Source organism: Pasteurella oralis (assembly GCF_002850605.1).
GTDB classification, from domain to species: domain Bacteria; phylum Pseudomonadota; class Gammaproteobacteria; order Enterobacterales; family Pasteurellaceae; genus Pasteurella; species Pasteurella oralis.
On record NZ_NXGB01000001.1, the window covers coordinates 313017 to 331894 of the forward strand.

Below are 18878 nucleotides of genomic sequence, written 5' to 3' on the forward strand. Positions count from 1 at the left end.
AATTATTGTTGGAGATTAAGTAAAAGGAGAATTTATGTATTTTGATCAAATTAAAGCGGAATTAAATGAAGCGGCTGAAGTTTTAAATAAATTTATTAGTGATGAAAATAACATGAAATTAATTCAGCAGGCCGCGTTATTAATTTCGAATAGCTTCCAGCAAGGTGGCAAAGTATTATCTTGTGGTAATGGTGGATCACATTGCGATGCAATGCATTTTGCAGAAGAGTTGACAGGACGTTATCGTGAAAATCGTCCGGGTTATCCTGCAATTGCAATTTCTGATGTTAGCCACATAAGCTGTGTGAGTAACGACTTTGGTTATGAATATGTCTTTTCACGTTATGTTGAAGCAGTTGGTCAAAAAGGAGATGTATTGTTTGGTTTATCCACATCAGGTAATTCAAAAAATATTCTGAATGCTATTCAGGCAGCAAAAGAAAAAGGCATGAAAGTGATTGCATTGACAGGTAAAGATGGTGGTCAGATGGCTGGTCTTGCGGATGTTGAAATTCGTGTTCCACATTTTGGTTATGCAGATCGAATTCAAGAGATCCATATTAAAGTCATTCATATTTTAATGATGTTAATTGAATTTGAGATGGCAAAAGCGCAATAGTCTTTGTTTTGACCGTAAAAAAGTGCGGTCAATTTTGTTACTTTTTTATATAGTACAATCCTCAATCATTGCATGATTGGGGATTTTTTTATTGGTGATATTTTTTCTACAATATTTATTGCATAATTATGCAATAAATATTAATATTATTGCAGTTTTGCAAATATAGAGATTTTTTAAACAATGGCAATTAGTGTTAAAAATTTAAACTTTTTTTATGGTTCTTCACAGGCTCTGTTTGATATCAGCCTAAACGCAGAAGAAGGCGATACTGTCGTATTGTTAGGACCAAGTGGGGCGGGAAAAAGTACATTAATTCGTACTTTAAATTTATTAGAAGTGCCGGCATCTGGTGAGTTAGTTATTGCAAATAACAAATTTGACTTATCAGCAACAACGACTAACCCAAAACAAATTTGTCGTTTGCGTCAAGATGTTGGGATGGTTTTCCAACAATACAACCTATGGCCACATTTAACAGTTATTGAAAATTTGATTGAAGCACCTAAAAAAGTGCTACAGCTTGATGATCATACGGCACGAAAAGAAGCATTGGAGTTATTAACACGTTTACGTTTAGCACAATTTGCAGACCGTTTTCCATTACATTTATCGGGTGGTCAACAACAGCGTGTGGCGATTGCTCGTGCATTAATGATGAAACCACAAGTTTTGTTATTTGATGAGCCAACTGCCGCGTTAGATCCTGAAATTACAGCACAGGTTGTTGATATTATTAAAGAACTGCAACAAACGGGGATTACCCAAGTGATTGTTACCCATGAGGTTGCCGTGGCTAAAAAAGTTGCGACTAAAGTTGTATATATGGAACAAGGTCACATTGTAGAAATGGGCGATGCAAGTTGTTTTGTACAACCCAAAACAGAACAATTCAAACAATATTTATCACACTAAAATAAGGACACAACATGAAAAAATTACTTTTAACTGCACTTTTAGCAAGTACTGCGTTTGCTGCGACGGCGAAGGATATTACATTTGCCATGGAGCCAAGTTATCCACCATTTGAGTTAACAAATGAGAAAGGGGAAATTATTGGTTTTGATGTGGACATTGCGAATGCAATTTGTAAAGAAATCCAAGCAACTTGCCATTTTAAAGGACAAGCCTTCGATAGTTTAATTACGGGATTGCGTTCTAAGCATTTTGATGCGGCGATTTCTGCAATCGATATTACAGAAGCTCGTGCAAAACAAGTGAGCTTTAGTGATCCTTACTATGATAGCTCGACGAGCTTTATTGCGGTGAAAGGTAAGCTAAATGATTTAACTCAAGTGAAAAAAGTTGGTGTGCAAAATGGAACAACGTATCAACAATACATTGTTGCTGAAGCGAAACAATATCAACCAGTACCTTATGCAAGCTTACAAAATGCAGTATTGGATTTGAAAAATGGCCGTATTGATGTGATTTTTGGTGATACTGCGGTATTAGTTGATATGCTACAAAAAGAAGAAAGCTTAGGTTTTATTGGAGATAAAGTGACAAACCAAAAATATTTTGGTAACGGTTTTGGCATTGCAGTTAATAAAGCAAGTAAAGAGCTATTAGCAGATCTTAATAAAGGATTGGCTGCGATTAAAGCAAGTGGCGAATACCAAAAAATTTATGATAAATGGATGACACAATAATCGATTATGTTTTTTGATTATCTTTCTTTGATGTATAGCGCAACCCTAATGACCTTAGGGTTAGCGCTTTGTTCATTAATTGTTGGCTTAATTTTGTCTGTACTATTTGTGGTATTAGAAACCAGCAAATGGGCATTAATTCGTAAACCAACTTCTGTTGTCGTCACTTTACTACGTGGCTTACCTGAAATTCTCGTCGTGTTATTAATTTATTTTGGTTCAACTGAAGTCGTTGAAATGATAACTGGAGAATTCATTCAATTTAGTGCTTTTAGTTGTGGTGTGTTTGCACTTTCAATTATTTTTGCTGCTTATGCTTCTCAATCATTGCGTGGTGCGATTCAAGCTATTCCGTTGGGACAGTGGGAATCAGGCGCAGCGTTAGGTTTAAGTCGAGGTTATACTTTTGTACATATTGTGATGCCACAAGTATGGCGCCATGCACTACCGGGACTAAGTAATCAATGGTTAGTGTTGTTAAAAGATACTGCACTTGTTTCACTAATTGGTGTAGAAGATTTAATGCGTCAAGCAGAACTGGTCAATACTGTCACTCATCAGCCTTTCACTTGGTATGGTATCGCTGCGTTATTATATTTAGTGATTACTTTGGTAAGCCAATTTATTATTCGTAAATTGGAACTGCGTTTTACTCGTTTTGAAAGAGAGGTGAAATAATGTTTCAAGAATATTTCATGGTGATTATTCAAGGTATCCCGACTAGCCTATTATTGACTGTAGTTTCCTTAGTAGTTGCCTTTGTGCTCGCTTTACTATTCACTTTTGCTTTATCTATTGGGAATAAGTTAGTTAAATGTGCGATTAATGTTTATTTGACTTTATTTACTGGTACGCCATTGTTAGTCCAGTTTTTCTTGATTTATGCAGGACCGGGACAGTTCCAATGGGTGGTCGACAGCGCGTTATGGCCGTTGTTTTCAAATGCATGGTTTTGTGCAATGTTGACATTAGCGTTAAACAGTGCGGCTTATTCAACGCAACTTTTTCATGGTGCGGTGAAAGCAATTAGTAAAGGGCAATGGGAAAGCTGTGCTGCGCTTGGGTTTACCCGTTTAGAAACCTTAAAAATTTTGATGCCATATGCTTTGAAACGAGCATTACCTTCTTATAGTAATGAAATTATCTTAGTGTTTAAAGGCACAGCGCTTGCTTCAACAATCACTATTATGGATATCATGGGCTATGCTCGACAGCTTTATGGTACGGAGTATGATGCATTAACTATTTATGGTATTGCTGGCGCAATTTATTTAGTCATCACTGCACTGGCGACAGTATTATTGCGTAGACTTGAAACGAAAGTGCTTACCTTTGAGCGTTTAGAGGTTGAGAAAACATAATTAGCTAGAGTTAAGTGCGGTGGAAAAAAAGCGAATTTTAAACAAAATTCGCTTTTTTGGTTAATTAACAATCCAACTAGCAATACTAATGACTAAAGCAAAAATAATAAACCACACTAAATGTAATTTAGCACTTTGTTTATTAATTTCTTGATTATGTAAACGTCGTTCTTCTAGCTTCTGTCGATAAAGCGCCAAATCTTCTTCTTTAAATGAAAAGCCACAATGAGGGCAACTGAGTGCACTGTCACTTACTTTATGCCGACATTCTGGACAACGATGTAAAGCCATTTTTCCTCTCTGATTGCAATTTTTGCTCGGATCCTATCATAGTCATATTGAAAAGTGCGGTCATTTTTTTACAAATTTTAAACAAAATTACATCACAAGAAGCAATAAATTTCATTTTAAAGTAATAGATTAACTGCTAAATCGTGATAGGTATCACAAAGTACACCTGTTTCCATATGATCAGTGTATGGGACTGCTAAATCGTGATAGGTATCACAAAGTTGTAAATATTTTGTAGTGTCAATTTATTATACAGTTTACTTGCTTGTAACAAGTGAAATAAAATACGCAATGCTTTTTATAAGAAAAGTTGTTTTAATATTTCATCTATTAAAATAGGTACTTTATTATGTTATGGTTCTTCTTTTGCGTTGCAATTTTATTGCTTGGTTATTTTGTATACGGAAAATTCATTGAAAAGGTCTTTGTGATCAATCCAAGAAAAACAACACCAGCTTATAGCATGAATGACGGTGTTGACTATATGCCAATGTCAACCAAGAAAATTTGGTTAATTCAGTTATTAAATATTGCTGGTACAGGTCCAATTTTTGGTCCGATTTTAGGGGCATTATATGGACCAGTTGCAATGTTATGGATTGTGATTGGTTGTATCTTTGCTGGCGCGGTACATGATTATTTTTGTGGTATGTTAAGTGTACGCAATGGTGGAGCATCAATGCCAACATTAGCTGGTCGCTATTTAGGTGCGCCGGTCAAAGCGTTCATTAATTTACTTGCTGTTGTGTTATTACTTTTAGTTGGTGTAGTATTCGTTGCAAGTCCTGCGAAATTATTGAGTACAATTACAGTCGATAATTTAGGTGTTGTTGAAAGTGCAGGGGCAGCTGCAACAGTATTTGGTTACGATGCTGCAACAGTATTAGTGATTTGGACAACTATCATCTTTGTGTATTACATCATCGCGACATTATTACCAATTGATAAAATTATTGGTCGTATCTATCCATTATTTGGAGCATTATTGCTCTTCATGACATTTGGTATGATGTATGGTTTAGTCAGCAGCCACTTAAATTCAGCTGAACCAATTGAGTTTTTCCGTACAGTTGGTGGTTTAGATTTCGATAAATTCTTCCAAAACCTGCAACCTAAAGGTGATTTACCAATTTGGCCATTATTATTCTTAACGATTTCTTGTGGTGCATTATCAGGTTTCCATGCTACACAAACACCATTGATGGCACGTTGTGCACAAAATGAAAAAGAAGGGCGCTTTATTTTCTATGGTGCAATGATTGCAGAAGGGGGTGATTGCATTAGTATGGTGTGCGGTAGGTTTAAGTTTCTATCAAGATCCAGCAGCATTACAAGCTGTTATTGATGCTGGTTCACCATCAAAAGTGGTTTATGATTCATCAATATATTTCTTAGGTGCTGTAGGTGGTGTATTTGCAATTTTAGGTGTTGTTGTATTGCCAATTACTTCTGGAGATACTGCTTTCCGTGCTGCTCGTTTAATTATTGCTGAGTTCTTTAAATTTGAACAAAAAACACTGGTTAAGCGTTTAGTGATTGCGATTCCATTATTTGTGTTAGGTTTTATCGTATCGAAAATTGACTTTAGCGTATTATGGCGTTACTTCAGTTGGGCAAATCAAACCACTGCGATGGTGATGTTATGGACTGCTGCTGCTTATTTATTCCGCTACGGCAAATTCCACTGGGTATGTACTTTACCAGCGATGTTTATCAGCACCGTATGCTTTACATACTTAGCTTACAACAAGATCGGTTTCAACTTAGATTACCAACTTTCCGTTTATATTGGTTTAGGGTTAACTGTATTCTGTAGTATCTTATTCTTCACCTTATTAAAACCAATTGCAAAAGGTGATCCTGACGCGTTAGTCGATGACTTAGTCAAACAGTAATCATATCAAATTTAAGTATTTACTACACCCTATCAATTCATATTGGTAGGGTGTTTTTTATTCTGCTTTCTTACTTATGTTTAAGTAACAACATTATTGCATAGCTTACTTTTTCATCTAATGAAAAATATACAAAACTTTACTTCTGAAACAGTTAAATTGCTTGCAAGTTAAGCAAACTAATAATAAACTTAAGAAAAGTGGTAATAAGTGGAGTTTTGTGGTAAAAGTTAGCAAAAATTCCTAAATTTCATCTTGTAACAATCACAAAAGGGAAACAATGATGTTTCGTGGTGCTTCAGCAGTTAATTTAGATTCGAAAGGTCGCATTGCGATCCCGACTCGTTATCGTGCTGAAATTCTTGAGCAGAATGCCGGTCAAATGGTATGCACTGTGGATATTCGCCAACCTTGTTTGTTACTTTATCCATTAAAAGAATGGGAATTAGTCGAACAAAAACTTTTAGCGCTATCAAATTTCGATCCGAATCAACGTAGTTTACAACGCGTCATGTTAGGTTATGCCACCGAATGTGAGTTAGATAGTGCAGGACGTATCTTAATTAGCGGTCCATTACGCCATCACGCGAAATTAGAAAAGAGCCTAATGCTTGTTGGGCAATTAAATAAATTTGAAATTTGGAGCGATGCAGAATGGCAAGCTCAAATTGAAAAAGATATGGTGTTAGGTACGAGTGGTCAATTTGCACTATCAGAAGAATTAAAAATGCTGTCATTATAAAGAAAGGTGACTTTCTCACAACAGAACAGCAGCACTAGCAAAAGATAAGCGGTGCTAAGCACCGCGTTATCTTACCTTAACATTTTATCCCTTTTATTTTTTGTACCATTGGTAACTGTTATGAATATGCAAAATACTTTTTCATCGCCTGAACATATCACCGTTTTATTACATGAAGCGGTTAATGGGTTAGCATTGAAAGAAAAAGGTATTTATATTGATGGTACATTCGGACGAGGTGGTCATTCTCGTTTGATCCTTTCCCAACTTGCCGATAATGGTCGTTTGATTGCAATTGATCGTGATCCACGAGCTATTGCAGAAGCAAATAAAATTCAAGATCCACGTTTTCATATTGAACATAATAGTTTTTCTGCAATTCCAGCAATTTGTGAAAAACTTGGATTAACAGGCAAGATAGATGGCATTTTATTAGATCTTGGTGTGTCTTCTCCACAACTTGATGAAGCAGAACGTGGTTTTAGCTTTATGAAAGATGGTCCGTTAGATATGCGAATGGATACCACACAAGGTCTGTCTGCCGCTCAGTGGTTACAACAAGTTTCTGAACAAGACTTGGCTTGGGTGCTAAAAACTTTTGGTGAAGAGCGTTTTGCTAAACGTATTGCGAATGCCATCGTCAATTACAACAAAAGTGCATTACAAAATAATACAGAACCTTTAACACGAACATTACAGCTTGCTGAATTAGTAGCTGATGCAGTGCCTTTTAAAGACAAACATAAACACCCTGCTACGCGAACTTTTCAAGCCATTCGTATCTTTATTAATGCTGAATTAGATGAATTAGAAAGCGTATTGCAGTCGGCACTTGCGATGTTAGCAGAAAAAGGACGTTTAGCAATTATCAGTTTTCACTCGTTAGAAGATCGTATGGTGAAGCACTTTATGCGTAAGCAAACTAAGGGGGAGACGCTACCAAAAGGTTTACCATTACGTGATGACCAAATTAAACGTACACAAACTTTAAAAACCATTGGTAAAGCAATTATGCCAAGTGAACAAGAGCAGGCACAGAATCCACGCTCAAGAAGTGCGGTATTACGTATTGCGGAGAAGATTTGATGTTAGAAAATAATGATCGCTATCCGCTACAAAATATTATTTTAGAAGATTTATTTAATTCAAATAAAACTATCATGGCATTGTTGTTACTGATTGTGGTTACTGCATTAGCGACTATTTGGATGACACATCAAACGCGTATTTTAGTCGCTGAAAAGGGACAGTTAGTACTAGAACACCAAGCTCTTGAAAATGAATATTTGAATTTAAAATTAGAAGAAGCAACGCAAAGTGATAATACACGTATTGAGGCGATTGCGAGTCAATTAGGTATGAAGCGAGTTCAACCAGAACAAGAAGTGTTGATCCTAGAGTAATATTTGAGGATAACAGTATGGTTAAATTTAATACGACAAAGAAAATTAAACGAGCGAAAAGTGTAAAAATAGCAAAAAATGACGCGATTAAACTAAATAAGCCAAAAGTGGTTTATGAAAATAGTTTTTTAAAATGGCGTTATTTTGCCGCATTGGCTGTTATTATGAGTTGCTTAGTCGTGTTAATTGGTAAAGCTGCGAATGTGCAAATCATTAATGCGGATTCTTTAGCTGATGAAGCAGATAAACGTTCTTTGCGTACACAGGAAATTCAATCTGTGCGTGGCTCGATTTTAGATCGGCATGGACAATTACTTTCTGTTAGTGTACCGATGTATTCTATCGTGGCAGATCCTAAAGATATTTTTGAGAAAAATTCTTTGGTGGATAAAGAGCGTTGGAAAGCTTTAGCGGAAGCCTTAGGGGTTTCTTATAATGATATTCTCAAGCGTATCGAAAAAAATCCAAAATCACGCTTTGTTTATCTTTCGCGTCAAGTATCGCCAACAGTCGCCGATTATGTGCGTGAATTAAAATTAAAAGGAGTTGTACTGAAAAATGAAGCACGCCGTTTTTATCCGCGTGTTGAAGAAGTCGCTCATTTGGTTGGTTATACCAATATTGATGGTGAAGGAATTGAAGGAATTGAAAAGAGTTTTGATTCATTATTAATTGGTAAATCAGGTTCTCGTACTTATCGTAAAGATAAATTCGGCAATATTGTTGAGAACATTGCAGATGTTAAAAAATATGATGCACAAGATGTCACCTTAAGTATTGATGAAAAATTACAATCCATGGTGTATCGTGAAATTAAAAAAGCAGTAGCAGAGAACAAAGCTGAGTCTGGTACCGCAGTATTAGTGGATGTGCGTACTGGTGAAGTATTAGCAATGGCAAATGCCCCTTCTTATAACCCAAATAATCGTGTTGGCGTCAAAGCGGATTTAATGCGTAACCGAGCAATTACGGACACTTTTGAACCAGGTTCAACAGTCAAACCATTTGTGGTGCTTGCGGCATTACAGCGCGGAGCTGCGAAACGTAATGAAGTGATTAATACTGGTCCTTTGGTGTTGAATGGGCATGAAGTACGAGATGTTGCGCCTCGTGATCAATTAACACTAGATGGTATTTTAGAACATTCAAGTAACCGTGGTGTGAGTCGTTTAGCATTACGTATGCCACCAAATGCCTTAATGGAAACTTATATGAATGCGGGGTTAGGCAAGCCAACTGATCTTGGTTTAATTGGTGAACAATCGGGTTTGTTAAATGCAAACCGTAAACGTTGGTCTGATATTGAACGCGCTAACGTCGCTTATGGTTATGGCATCAATGCAACACCATTACAAATTGCGCGAGCTTATGTCACCTTAGGAAGTTTCGGTATTTATCGTCCACTTTCTATCACTAAAGTTGATCCGCCTGTTATCGGACAACGTGTGTATTCTGAAAAGATTACACGTGAAGTGGTGAATATGATGGAAAAAGTAGCGATTAAGAATAAAAAAGCGATGGTAGAAGGCTACCGTGTTGGTATTAAAACGGGGACTGCCAAAAAACTTGAGAATGGTCGCTATGTGGATAAATATATTGCTTATACTGCGGGTGTCGCCCCAATTTCAGATCCTCGTTATGCTTTGATTGTATTAATTAATGATCCAAAAGCAGGGCAATATTATGGTGGGGCAATTTCAGCACCAGTGTTCTCAAATATTATGGGCTATGCACTGAGAACTAATAATATTCCACCAGATGCAATGCCACAAGATAAAACGGCAAGACGCGTTGTGCGTTTGAATAGTGATAATGGAACGAAAACCAATTAAGAAAAAATTATGCGAAAATTGACCGCACTTTTGGGGCAAGTTGAACTTGCCCCAAACATTGAACTTACGGAAATGATTTTAGACAGTCGAGCAGTACAGCAAGGCTGTCTTTTCGTTGCTTTAAAAGGACATCAAGTAGATGGTCGTCACTACATTTCACAAGCTATTGAAAATGGAGCGGCTGCTGTATTATCTGAAGCCGATTTGGCAACACAGCATCTACAAATCCGCTTTGAACAGCATGTACCTATCATTTCTTTCTATCAACTCAGTCAACATTTATCGCAGCTAGCTGATCTTTTCTACAATCATCCATCGCAAAAACTAACCTTAGTTGGTGTGACCGGAACGAATGGTAAAACCACAATTTCACAGCTTTTAGCACAGTGGACAACATTACTAGGACATAAAAGTGCAGTCATGGGGACGATTGGAAATGGCTTATTTGGACAAGTAGAAGAAGCTGCGAATACGACAGGGTCTGCTATTGAAATCCAATCTGGATTAGCCAGTTTTGTTAAACAGGGGGCTGAGTTTGCTGCGATAGAAGTATCATCACATGGTTTGGTGCAACATCGTGTCGAAGCACTCGATTTTGCGGTCACTATTTTTACAAATTTAAGTCGCGATCATCTTGATTATCATCACACGATGGAAAACTATGCAGCAGCGAAAAAGCGCTTGTTTACTGAATTAAGGTCAAAACATCAGATTATTAATGTGGACGATGAGATCGGTCGTGCTTGGTTAACACAACTTCCTTCGGCAGTCGCGGTGAGCTGTAATCCAAATTTCCAAACAACGCAGCAACAATGGCTAAAAGCGACACGTATTGTTTTTAACAATAAAGGTGCTCATGTGCATTTTGAATCAAGCTGGGGTAATGGTGAACTACAAAGCCATCTAATTGGCGAATTTAATGTGAGTAATTTACTGTTAGTGTTTGCTGCTTTGCTTTCTCTTGGTTATGAGCAACAACAATTAATGCAGAGCGTCGCACAATTAACGGGCGTTTGTGGGCGTATGGAAATGTTGAGTGCAGAAAAGCATGCGACTGCAATTGTAGATTATGCACATACGCCAGATGCACTAGAAAAAGCATTACAAGCTGCACGTTTACATTGTCATGGTCAGTTGTGGTGTGTGTTTGGCTGTGGTGGTGATCGTGATCGTGGTAAACGTCCGTTAATGGCGGCAATCGCTGAACAATTGGCGGATAAAGTCATTGTGACTGATGATAACCCTCGTACTGAGTCGCCTATTCAAATTGTTTCCGATATTTTGGCGGGGTTTAGTTCACAAGCTGAAGTAAAAGTGATTCATGAGCGTGAAAATGCTATTGCTTTTGCTATTCAACAAGCAGCAAAAGATGATGTGATTTTGATCGCAGGGAAGGGACATGAGGATTACCAAATTATTGGTCAACAAAAGCAGCATTTTTCTGATCAAGAAACGGTTCGAAAATATTTTAATATGAGTTATTAGCATGCTTAAACTGACAACAAAACAATTAGCTGAAATTTTAAATGCACAGCTTGTAGGCAGCAGCGATGTCGTGGTGGAAAATATCAATACTGACACACGTCAAACGGTTGGCAAAAGCCTTTTTTTTGCGTTAAAGGGTGAACATTTTGATGCACATAATTATTTAGCGCAGGCTGTTGAACAAGGGGCGGTTGCTTTAGTTGTACAACAATGGGATCCAAACGTTTTCGTACCGCAATTGGTCGTGCAGGATAGTCGAGTCGCGTTAGGAGTATTAGCCAAGTGGATAAAAGCTAAAGTTGCACCTTTAACTGTTGCTATGACGGGATCTTCTGGTAAGACAACCGTGAAAGAGATGACGGCAAGTATCTTACAAAGTGCGGTCGGTTTTGACAAAGTTTTGTTTACTCAAGGTAACTTTAATAATGATATTGGCGTGCCGTTGACTTTATTACGTCTGACTGAGCAACATCAATTTGCGGTGATTGAATTAGGCGCTAATCATCAAGGTGAAATTGCTTATACTACCAGTTTAGCTCAACCAGATGTGGCGTTAGTAAATAATGTTGCTGCGGCACATTTAGAAGGCTTTGGTAGCCTTGAGGGCGTGGCAAAAGCGAAGGGGGAAATTTTTCGCGGTTTGCCAGATCGTGGCATTGCTATTGTTAATAAAGAGCATGATTACTGTCCATCAATGTGGGCTGCGGAAATTGGTGAGTGTAAAGTCCAATATTTTGCTTATGAAGACAGTAGAGCCGATTTTTATGCAGATAAAATACAATTTACAGAATCAGGTTCCATTTTTGATTTACATACCCCAGCAGGGCATGTTCAAATTCAATTGCCTTATTTAGGTGAGCATAATATTAAAAATGCTTTAGCCGCCACAGCGTTGGCAATGAATGTTGGAGCAAGCTTAGCACAAGTTAAACACGGCTTGGAAGTGCGTTCACAGGTAAAAGGGCGTTTATTTCCGGTACAACCCTGCGCTAATTTATTGTTATTAGATGATACTTATAATGCGAATGTGGATTCATTACAATCTGCGATTAATGTGCTAAAAAAATATACTGCTTTTCGCATTTTAGTCGTTGGCGATATGGCAGAATTGGGTGAAAATACGCAATTTTGTCATCAACAAGTTGCGGATTATGCTAAAGCCGCGCAATTAGAGTTAGTGTTATCTTTTGGCTCAGAAAGTGCGTCAATTTCTCAAGCTTGTTTAGGACAACATTTTACTGAAAAAGCACCACTTTGTGCTTATTTAACGACTTTGATTAAAGAAAAATTACAACAAAATCAAAAGATTGTATTATTAGCAAAAGGATCGCGTCGGATGAAAATGGAAGATGTGATTAATACCTTAAAGGATAATTTTATATGTTAGTCTGGCTTGGTGAGTTTTTACAGCAATATCACAGTGGATTTAATGTGATTTCTTATATTACAGTGCGTGCAATTCTTGCATTATTGACCGCACTTTTATTGTCGTTATGGATTGGACCTAAAGTGATTCGCCGCTTACAACTACTAAAATTTGGGCAAGAAGTGCGTGATGATGGTCCAGAAAGCCATTTTAGTAAGCGTGGTACACCGACAATGGGTGGCGTAATGATTTTATTTTCTATTGGGGTGAGTACTATTTTATGGGCAAATTTAGCTAATCCTTATATTTGGTTTAGCTTGTTTGTGTTATTTGGTTATGGTGCAGTGGGTTTTATTGATGACTACCGCAAGATTACACGTAAAAATACCGATGGTCTGATTGCGCGTTGGAAATATTTTTGGTTATCCGCCATTGCACTTGTTGCTGTATTTGGTATGTATACGTTAGGTAAAGATACTGATGCTACGCGTTTAGTCGTACCATTCTTTAAAGAAGTTATGCCTCAATTAGGCTTATTTTATATTGTATTAGCTTATTTTGTGATTGTTGGCACAAGTAATGCAGTTAATTTAACTGATGGTTTAGATGGCTTAGCCATTATGCCAACCGTTTTTGTCGCAGGTGCATTTGCTTTGATCGCATGGGCGACTGGTAACATTAATTTTGCTGAATATTTACATATTCCTTATATTAAATTTAGTGCTGAATTAGTTGTCTTTTGTACTGCTATTGTCGGTGCAGGACTAGGATTCCTATGGTTTAATACTTATCCTGCTCAAGTTTTTATGGGCGATGTGGGTTCCCTTGCGCTTGGCGGCGCATTAGGTGTAGTGGCAGTGTTAGTACGCCAAGAGTTTTTATTAGTAATTATGGGCGGGGTGTTTGTGGTTGAAACCTTATCTGTGATTTTGCAAGTAGGCTCCTATAAGTTACGTAAGCAACGTATTTTCCGGATGGCACCAATTCATCACCATTTTGAATTAAAAGGCTGGCCAGAACCACGTGTGATTGTGCGTTTTTGGATTATTTCTTTAATGCTTGTGTTAATTGGCTTAGTCACCTTGAAATTGCGTTAACGATAAAATTATAAGAGAAAAACAATGCAAACTTCCTATCAAAATAAAAAAGTCTGTGTTATTGGATTAGGCAAAACGGGTTTATCCTGTGTTGATTTTTTGTTAGCAAAACAAGCCGATGTGCGTGTTATTGATACGCGTCAACAACCAACAGGGGCAGAACAATTAGCACAGCATATCCCACTGCATACTGGAAGCTTAAACCAACAGTGGTTGTTGGAAAGTGATTTAATCGTGATTAGCCCAGGCTTGGCTATCAAAACGCCTGAAATTCAGACCGCACTTGCTGCTGGGGTAGAGGTAGTTGGTGATATTGAGTTATTTTGCCGTGAAGCAGACAAACCGATTATTGCTATTACAGGCTCGAATGGCAAAAGTACTGTCACAACATTAGTCGCAGAAATGGCAAAAGCAGCAGGCTTAAAAGTCGGTATGGGGGGAAATATTGGTATTCCGGTCCTTTCTTTACTGGATCAAGTTTATGATATTTATGTGCTAGAACTTTCTAGTTTTCAGCTAGAAACCACTTATAGTTTACAAGCAATATCTGCCACAGTATTAAATGTGACAGAAGATCACATGAATCGTTATGTTGATTTAGAAGACTATCGCCAAGCTAAATTAAAAATTTATCATAATGCAAAAACGGCAGTGGTCAATATCGAGGATCCATTAACGTCAACAGAAAGTGTGAAAAGTGCGGTCAGTTTTGGCGAAAAAAATGCGGATTATTGGTTAAAAACAGAAAATGGCCAGCAGTATTTAATGGCAAAAGAGCAAATGATTTTGCCTTGTGATGAAATGAAATTAGTTGGTCGTCATAATTATATGAATGCGTTAGCCGCTATAGCTTTGGCACAGGCTGCTGGTATTAATCTGGAAGGCATTCGTACTGCATTACGCCACTTTGCAGGTTTAGCGCATCGTTTCCAATTGGCACATGTTGCTCATGGTGTGCGTTGGGTCAATGATTCAAAAGCAACGAATGTGGGAAGTACTGTTGCAGCATTAACAGGATTACATGTCGAAGGTAATTTGCACTTGCTCTTAGGTGGTGATGGCAAAGGTGCTGATTTTTCAGAATTAGCACATTTAATTAACCAGCCACATATTTATTGTTATTGTTTTGGGCAAGATGGGGCAAAATTAGCCAATTTATCAACGCAAAGTCAACTTTTTGATAATATGGAACAAGCGATTATGCAGCTACGCTCTCGTTTAAAAGCGGGTGATATGGTACTCCTTTCTCCTGCTTGTGCTAGTTTAGATCAATTTCCAAGTTTTGAGAAACGCGGTGAAGCGTTTACCCGTTTAGCCCAATTAAGTTAGGTAATACATCAATGCAATTTTTAGAAGAAGTAAAACAGCAATATGATCGTTGGACGCGTATTACACCGACCAACTTGTTGTACGATCGTGCCTTACTTTGGTTATTTATTGTATTACTTTTAATTGGATTGCTGGCAGTTTCTTCAGCCTCTATTCCTGTCGGCACACGCTTGTTTAAAGATCCATTCCATTTTGCGAAACGTGATGCGATTTATGTTTTTCTTTCTTGTGTAACTTGTTATTTGTGTGTACAGATTCCAATTGAAAAATGGGAGAAATGGCATGTACGTATTTTTGCCTTAGCTTTATTTTTATTGGTTATTGTTTTGATTCCTGGGATCGGTTTATCTGTTAATGGCGCTCGGCGTTGGATTCCAATGATGTTGTTTAATTTTCAGCCAGCAGAATTTGCCAAGCTCGCACTCACTTGTTTTTTAGCCAGTTATTTTACCCGTAAATATGATGAGGTTCGTAGCCGTAAATTAAGTGCTTTTAAGCCTTTTGCTTTAATGGGGATCATGGGGGCATTTTTACTTTTACAGCCCGACTTAGGGAGTACCGTCGTACTTTTTGTGATTACTTTTGGGTTGTTATTTATTGTTGGCGCGAATTTCTGGCAGTTCGTGGGGTTAATCGCATTTGGTGGACTTTTATTTGTCTGGTTAGTCCTTTCTTCTGCCTATCGTTTAAAACGTTTCACTGGCTTTTTAGATCCATTCAAAGACCCTTATGGTACAGGTTTCCAATTATCTAATTCACTGATGGCATTTGGTCGCGGTGAATGGGGTGGTGAAGGCTTAGGTAACTCGATTCAAAAATTAGAGTATTTGCCAGAAGCGCATACTGACTTTGTGATGGCGGTAGTGGGTGAAGAATTTGGTTTCTTTGGCATTGTGGTGATTGTTATTCTGCTTGGTTTATTAATTCTACGCGCCATGAAAATTGGGCGAGAATCTTTATTATTAGAGCAACGTTTCAGAGGCTTTTTAGCATTTGGGATTAGTTTTTGGATTTTCTTTCAGGGCTTTGTCAATTTAGGCATGTCATTAGGTTTATTACCAACCAAAGGGCTTACTTTCCCTTTGATCAGTTATGGTGGTTCAAGTTTAATTATTATGTCTATGACTGTAGGGTTGTTATTACGTATCGATCATGAAAATCGTTTAATGCAGATTGGTCAAGCTCGTTTGCGAGACGATTAAAATTGGTAAAAAATCGACTGCACTTTTGTTAAAAGTAACATTAACTGGCAAATCGCAAATAAGATAAAAAAGGAAAGAATGTGACGGGGCAAAACAAAAGATTATTAGTTATGGCAGGCGGAACGGGCGGGCATGTGTTTCCTGCGATTGCTGTTGCACAATGTTTACAAGAACACGGCTGGGAGATCTGTTGGTTGGGAACGAAAGATCGTATGGAAGCCCAGTTGGTCCCAAAACACGGAATCCCAATTCGATTTATTCAAATTTCTGGTTTACGAGGTAAAGGCATTAAAGCGTTACTTGCGGCGCCTTTTGCTATTTTTCGCGCAGTATTGCAGGCTCGACAAATTATTAAAGAATATCAACCTCATGCAGTATTAGGCATGGGTGGCTATGTTTCAGGACCGGGTGGACTTGCTGCAAAACTTTGTGGTGTACCAGTCATTTTACATGAACAAAATGCCGTAGCTGGATTAACAAATAGTTGGCTAGCTAAAATTGCAAGGCGTGTATTGCAGGCTTTTCCAACTGCCTTTCCAAACGCTGAAGTCGTGGGCAACCCTGTCCGCCAAGATCTGTTTTTACAACCAACTCCAGAGCAACGCTTTGCTGATCGTGAAGGTAAATTACGTATCTTAGTGGTTGGTGGTAGTCAAGGGGCAAGAGTATTAAATCATACTTTACCCCAAGTGATTGCCCAATTGAGCGATAAGCTTGAAGTGCGTCATCAAGTAGGAAAAGGTGCAGTAGAAGAAGTAGAAGCACTATATGCAACTCATGCTGCTGTGAGTGTGACAGAATTTATTGATGACATAGCAGAAGCTTATGCTTGGGCAGATATTGTTATTTGCCGTTCTGGGGCGTTAACTGTTTGTGAATTAGCTGCCGTCGGCACAGCGGCTATTTTTGTGCCATTCCAACATAAAGACCAACAACAATATTTAAATGCAAAATATTTGGCTGATGTCGGTGCAGCAGAAATTATTCAGCAAAAAGATTTGAGTGCACAAGCATTAGTTGATTTATTAAATCAATTGGATCGCGAAAAACTGCGAGTAATGGCAACCAAAGCCAAAGCGATGGCAACACCACTTGCTGCACAACGCGTCGCTGACGTGATCATTGAAGAAGCAAATTAAAAAGTAGGACAGAAGCATGATGAGATCAAAATGTGGAAAAGAATTTCAACAACGAGTACGCGATGTTATTCCTGAAATGCGCCGTGTACGCCAGATTCATTTTGTAGGAATTGGTGGTGCTGGTATGGGAGGAATTGCTGAAGTCTTACTGAATGAAGGATATTTTGTGACAGGCTCTGACATTATGGAAAGTGCGGTCACAAATCGTTTAATTTCATTAGGAGCCAAAATTCATTTTTCCCATGCCGCAGAAAACATTGATGGCGCAAGCGTAGTTGTTGTATCAAGTGCAATTAAGCCAGATAATCTTGAAGTTGTTGCTGCTCAAGAAAAACGTATTCCTGTGATCCAACGTGCACAGATGTTAGCAGAAATTATGCGTTTTCGTCATGGCATTGCTATTGCTGGGACACATGGTAAAACTACAACTACCGCAATGATTTCAATGATTTATGCTCAGGCAGGATTAGACCCTACTTTTGTTAATGGGGGATTGGTTAAATCAGCAGGAACTAATGCCCATTTAGGTTGTAGTCGCTATTTAATTGCAGAGGCGGATGAAAGTGATGCGTCTTTTTTACATTTGCAACCTATGGTGTCTGTTGTAACGAATATTGAACCAGATCATATGGAAACTTATCATGGCTCTTTTGAGGAAATGAAACAAACTTATGTGAATTTTCTCCATAACTTACCTTTCTACGGTTTAGCCGTTCTTTGTGCTGATGATGATGTTCTTACTGAGCTGACACCTAAAGTTGGACGTCAAGTGATTACTTATGGTTTTACTGAAAAAGCAGATTATCGCATTGAAGATTATCAACAAACGGGCTTCCAAGGACATTATACGGTAATTACACCAACAGGTGAGTGTATTGATGTTTTGTTAAATGTACCGGGTCGTCACAATGCATTAAATGCAACAGCTGCTTTAGCTGTAGCAAAAGAAGAAGGTATTGCTAATGAAGCGATTTTAGCTGCATTAGCAGATTTCCAAGGAGCTGGTCGCCGTTTTGATCAATTAGGGCAATTCATTCGTCCAAATGGCAAAGTGATGTTGGTAGACGATTATGGTCATCATCCAACAGAAGTTGGAGTCACTATTCAAGCGGCACGTCAAGGCTGGGGAAATAAACGTGTTGTGATGATTTTCCAACCTCATCGTTATTCAAGAACCAGAGATTTGTTTGATGATTTTGTCCAAGTGCTTTCGCAAGTTGACACATTGGTTATGCTTGATGTGTATGCTGCTGGTGAGGCACCAATTGCAGGTGCAGATAGTCGTTCGTTATGCCGTTCAATTCGCAATTTGGGTAAAGTCGATCCGATTTTTGTTGCTGATCATAGCCAATTAGGTGAGATTCTCGATCAAGTATTACAAGACGGTGATTTAATTTTGGCACAAGGTGCTGGCAATGTGAGTAAAATTGCGCGTCAATTAGCGGAAAGCTGGAGCAAAGCATAA

The 18878-nt window shown here is 38.1% G+C and carries 17 protein-coding genes and 1 pseudogene; 17 read left to right on the top strand and 1 reads right to left on the bottom strand.

The window, feature by feature from the left end; translation table 11 throughout:
• Positions 1 to 34: 34 nt before the first annotated feature.
• The 5 genes from lpcA (at position 35) to artM (ending at position 3632) form a co-directional block, all read left to right on the top strand.
• Entirely contained in the window at positions 35 to 619 is a 585-nt protein-coding gene (gene lpcA / locus C0975_RS01535) for a D-sedoheptulose 7-phosphate isomerase (RefSeq protein WP_101774636.1), read from the top strand.
• A 183-nt stretch (positions 620 to 802) separates the two neighbouring features.
• Positions 803 to 1534 carry an arginine ABC transporter ATP-binding protein ArtP gene (gene artP / locus C0975_RS01540; protein ID WP_101774637.1) on the top strand — a complete coding sequence of 244 codons (732 nt, stop codon included), beginning with the start codon at positions 803 to 805 and terminating at the stop codon, positions 1532 to 1534.
• Between the two features lie 14 nt (positions 1535 to 1548).
• Complete coding sequence (locus tag C0975_RS01545; RefSeq protein ID WP_101774638.1) at positions 1549 to 2271, top strand: lysine/arginine/ornithine ABC transporter substrate-binding protein; 723 nt, start codon at positions 1549 to 1551, stop codon at positions 2269 to 2271.
• A 6-nt stretch (positions 2272 to 2277) separates the two neighbouring features.
• On the top strand, positions 2278 to 2949 hold the full coding sequence (artQ, locus tag C0975_RS01550) for an arginine ABC transporter permease ArtQ (protein WP_101774639.1): 672 nt from the start codon (positions 2278 to 2280) through the stop codon (positions 2947 to 2949).
• Complete coding sequence (gene artM / locus C0975_RS01555) at positions 2949 to 3632, top strand: arginine ABC transporter permease ArtM (RefSeq protein WP_101774640.1); 684 nt, start codon at positions 2949 to 2951, stop codon at positions 3630 to 3632. The genes artQ and artM overlap by 1 nt, the downstream gene beginning before the upstream one ends.
• 60 nt (positions 3633 to 3692) lie before the next feature.
• Here the strand turns inward: artM and C0975_RS01560 are convergent, their stop codons facing one another.
• Positions 3693 to 3923, bottom strand: a complete 231-nt coding sequence (locus tag C0975_RS01560; RefSeq protein ID WP_101774641.1) for a zinc ribbon domain-containing protein — start codon at positions 3921 to 3923, stop codon at positions 3693 to 3695.
• A gap of 349 nt (positions 3924 to 4272) precedes the next feature.
• Here C0975_RS01560 and C0975_RS01565 point away from each other — a divergent pair.
• The 12 genes and pseudogenes from C0975_RS01565 (at position 4273) to murC (ending at position 18878) form a co-directional block, all read left to right on the top strand.
• Positions 4273 to 5818, top strand: a pseudogene (locus C0975_RS01565) (carbon starvation CstA family protein).
• 283 nt (positions 5819 to 6101) lie between these two features.
• A complete protein-coding gene (mraZ, locus tag C0975_RS01570; RefSeq protein ID WP_101774642.1) occupies positions 6102 to 6560 on the top strand; it encodes a division/cell wall cluster transcriptional repressor MraZ in 459 nt (152 codons plus the stop codon).
• Positions 6561 to 6680: 120 nt separating this feature from the next.
• Positions 6681 to 7646: a 16S rRNA (cytosine(1402)-N(4))-methyltransferase RsmH gene (gene rsmH / locus C0975_RS01575; RefSeq protein WP_101774643.1), complete on the top strand. Its 966-nt coding sequence runs from the start codon at positions 6681 to 6683 to the stop codon at positions 7644 to 7646.
• Positions 7646 to 7963, top strand: coding sequence for a cell division protein FtsL (gene ftsL, locus C0975_RS01580; RefSeq protein ID WP_101774644.1), 318 nt, complete (start codon positions 7646 to 7648; stop codon positions 7961 to 7963). The genes rsmH and ftsL overlap by 1 nt, the downstream gene beginning before the upstream one ends.
• A gap of 17 nt (positions 7964 to 7980) precedes the next feature.
• A complete protein-coding gene (gene ftsI, locus C0975_RS01585; RefSeq protein ID WP_101774645.1) occupies positions 7981 to 9795 on the top strand; it encodes a peptidoglycan glycosyltransferase FtsI in 1815 nt (604 codons plus the stop codon).
• A gap of 9 nt (positions 9796 to 9804) precedes the next feature.
• The gene (murE, locus tag C0975_RS01590; protein WP_101774646.1) at positions 9805 to 11280 is read left to right on the top strand and encodes a UDP-N-acetylmuramoyl-L-alanyl-D-glutamate--2,6-diaminopimelate ligase; all 1476 of its coding nucleotides are present in this window, start codon (positions 9805 to 9807) and stop codon (positions 11278 to 11280) included.
• Position 11281: 1 nt separating this feature from the next.
• On the top strand, positions 11282 to 12667 hold the full coding sequence (gene murF / locus C0975_RS01595) for a UDP-N-acetylmuramoyl-tripeptide--D-alanyl-D-alanine ligase (RefSeq protein WP_101774647.1): 1386 nt from the start codon (positions 11282 to 11284) through the stop codon (positions 12665 to 12667).
• Complete coding sequence (mraY, locus tag C0975_RS01600; protein WP_101774648.1) at positions 12661 to 13743, top strand: phospho-N-acetylmuramoyl-pentapeptide-transferase; 1083 nt, start codon at positions 12661 to 12663, stop codon at positions 13741 to 13743. Before murF ends, mraY begins: the two co-directional genes overlap by 7 nt.
• A 24-nt stretch (positions 13744 to 13767) precedes the next feature.
• The gene (murD, locus tag C0975_RS01605) at positions 13768 to 15072 is read left to right on the top strand and encodes a UDP-N-acetylmuramoyl-L-alanine--D-glutamate ligase (RefSeq protein WP_101774649.1); all 1305 of its coding nucleotides are present in this window, start codon (positions 13768 to 13770) and stop codon (positions 15070 to 15072) included.
• Between the two features lie 11 nt (positions 15073 to 15083).
• Positions 15084 to 16274: a putative lipid II flippase FtsW gene (gene ftsW, locus C0975_RS01610; protein ID WP_101774650.1), complete on the top strand. Its 1191-nt coding sequence runs from the start codon at positions 15084 to 15086 to the stop codon at positions 16272 to 16274.
• Positions 16275 to 16354: 80 nt separating this feature from the next.
• Positions 16355 to 17413, top strand: coding sequence for an undecaprenyldiphospho-muramoylpentapeptide beta-N-acetylglucosaminyltransferase (gene murG / locus C0975_RS01615; protein ID WP_101774651.1), 1059 nt, complete (start codon positions 16355 to 16357; stop codon positions 17411 to 17413).
• Positions 17414 to 17429: 16 nt separating this feature from the next.
• Positions 17430 to 18878, top strand: a complete 1449-nt coding sequence (gene murC, locus C0975_RS01620) for a UDP-N-acetylmuramate--L-alanine ligase (protein WP_101774652.1) — start codon at positions 17430 to 17432, stop codon at positions 18876 to 18878.

Coding starts and splice junctions, on each gene's coding strand:
- lpcA (WP_101774636.1), top strand. CDS start 35: ATGTATTTTGATCAAATTAAAGCGGAATTAAATGAAGCGGCTGAAGTT.
- artP (WP_101774637.1), top strand. CDS start 803: ATGGCAATTAGTGTTAAAAATTTAAACTTTTTTTATGGTTCTTCACAG.
- C0975_RS01545 (WP_101774638.1), top strand. CDS start 1,549: ATGAAAAAATTACTTTTAACTGCACTTTTAGCAAGTACTGCGTTTGCT.
- artQ (WP_101774639.1), top strand. CDS start 2,278: ATGTTTTTTGATTATCTTTCTTTGATGTATAGCGCAACCCTAATGACC.
- artM (WP_101774640.1), top strand. CDS start 2,949: ATGTTTCAAGAATATTTCATGGTGATTATTCAAGGTATCCCGACTAGC.
- C0975_RS01560 (WP_101774641.1), bottom strand. CDS start 3,923: ATGGCTTTACATCGTTGTCCAGAATGTCGGCATAAAGTAAGTGACAGT.
- mraZ (WP_101774642.1), top strand. CDS start 6,102: ATGTTTCGTGGTGCTTCAGCAGTTAATTTAGATTCGAAAGGTCGCATT.
- rsmH (WP_101774643.1), top strand. CDS start 6,681: ATGAATATGCAAAATACTTTTTCATCGCCTGAACATATCACCGTTTTA.
- ftsL (WP_101774644.1), top strand. CDS start 7,646: ATGTTAGAAAATAATGATCGCTATCCGCTACAAAATATTATTTTAGAA.
- ftsI (WP_101774645.1), top strand. CDS start 7,981: ATGGTTAAATTTAATACGACAAAGAAAATTAAACGAGCGAAAAGTGTA.
- murE (WP_101774646.1), top strand. CDS start 9,805: ATGCGAAAATTGACCGCACTTTTGGGGCAAGTTGAACTTGCCCCAAAC.
- murF (WP_101774647.1), top strand. CDS start 11,282: ATGCTTAAACTGACAACAAAACAATTAGCTGAAATTTTAAATGCACAG.
- mraY (WP_101774648.1), top strand. CDS start 12,661: ATGTTAGTCTGGCTTGGTGAGTTTTTACAGCAATATCACAGTGGATTT.
- murD (WP_101774649.1), top strand. CDS start 13,768: ATGCAAACTTCCTATCAAAATAAAAAAGTCTGTGTTATTGGATTAGGC.
- ftsW (WP_101774650.1), top strand. CDS start 15,084: ATGCAATTTTTAGAAGAAGTAAAACAGCAATATGATCGTTGGACGCGT.
- murC (WP_101774652.1), top strand. CDS start 17,430: ATGATGAGATCAAAATGTGGAAAAGAATTTCAACAACGAGTACGCGAT.